The following is a 1,260-nucleotide window of genomic DNA, read 5'->3' as shown; positions in this document are numbered from 1 at the left end:
CATTGATGAATATATTGATGACGGCTGGTCGGGAACAAATTTTGACAGACCGAGTTTTCAAAGAATGATTGAGGATATAGAGGCAGGAAAAATCAACTGTGTTGTAACAAAAGACTTATCACGACTTGGCAGAAACTATATTATGACAGGGCAATATACAGAATTGTATTTTCCCAGCCATAATGTCCGTTACATAGCGATTGATGACGGTGTAGACAGCGAAAAGGGCGAAAGTGAGATTGCACCATTTAAGAACATTATCAATGAATGGGTGGCAAGAGATACGAGCCGTAAAGTGAAATCAGCCTTTAAGACAAAATTTGCAGAGGGTGCTCATTATGGGGCTTATGCTCCGTTAGGATATAAGAAACACCCTGACATCAAAGGAAAACTGTTGGTTGATGAGGAAACAAAGTGGATTGTTGAAAAAATCTTTTCCCTAGCTTATCAAGGCTATGGAAGTGCAAAAATCACAAAGATACTGCGAGAAGAAAAAGTCCCGACAGCGTCTTGGCTGAATTTTACAAGGTACGGTACTTTTGCTCATATCTTTGAGGGAAAGCCCGAAAGCAAGCGTTATGAGTGGACAATCGCTCATGTCAAGGCAATCTTAAAGAGTGAAGTTTATATTGGAAACAGCGTTCACAATATGCAGTCTACGGTATCGTTCAAGAGCAAGAAGAAAGTGCGTAAGCCCGAAAGTGAATGGTTTCGAGTAGAAAACACGCACGAACCGATTATTGACAAGGAAGTGTTCTATCGTGTGCAGGAGCAGATAAAATCAAGGCGTAGACAGACAAAGGAAAAGGCAACGCCGATATTTGCAGGGCTTGTCAAGTGTGCGGATTGTGGCTGGTCTATGAGATTTGCGACAAATACGGCAAATAAGACACCATACAGTTATTATGCTTGCAGTTTCTACGGACAATTTGGCAAAGGCTATTGTTCTATGCACTATATCCGTTATGATGTGCTGTATCAAGCTGTATTGGAGCGATTGCAGTATTGGGCTAAGGCAGTACAGCAGGACGAAGAAAAGGTGTTGAACAAAATACAGAAAGTCGGCAATGCAGAGAGAATACGAGAAAAGAAGAAAAAGTCAAATGCCTTGAGGAAAGCCGAGAACCGACAAAATGAGATTGACCGTTTGTTTGCGAAAATGTATGAAGATAGAGCCTGTGAGAAGATAACAGAACGAAACTTCATTATGCTGTCGGGGAAATATCAAAAGGAACAGATAGAATTGGAACAGCAGATAAG

Annotated in this window: 1 protein-coding gene; it reads left to right on the top strand. The window is 41.0% G+C overall.

Annotation, left to right across the window (positions count from 1 at the left end; translation table 11 throughout):
• Positions 1-1,260 (top strand): recombinase family protein (locus EUBIFOR_RS11975; protein WP_003866341.1); only part of this gene is annotated, 1,260 nt, incomplete at both ends.

Origin of the sequence: Holdemanella biformis DSM 3989, assembly GCF_000156655.1 — a bacterium.
GTDB lineage: Bacteria > Bacillota_I > Bacilli_A > Erysipelotrichales > Erysipelotrichaceae > Holdemanella > Holdemanella biformis.
This window is presented reverse-complemented; position numbering and strand designations above follow the sequence as displayed.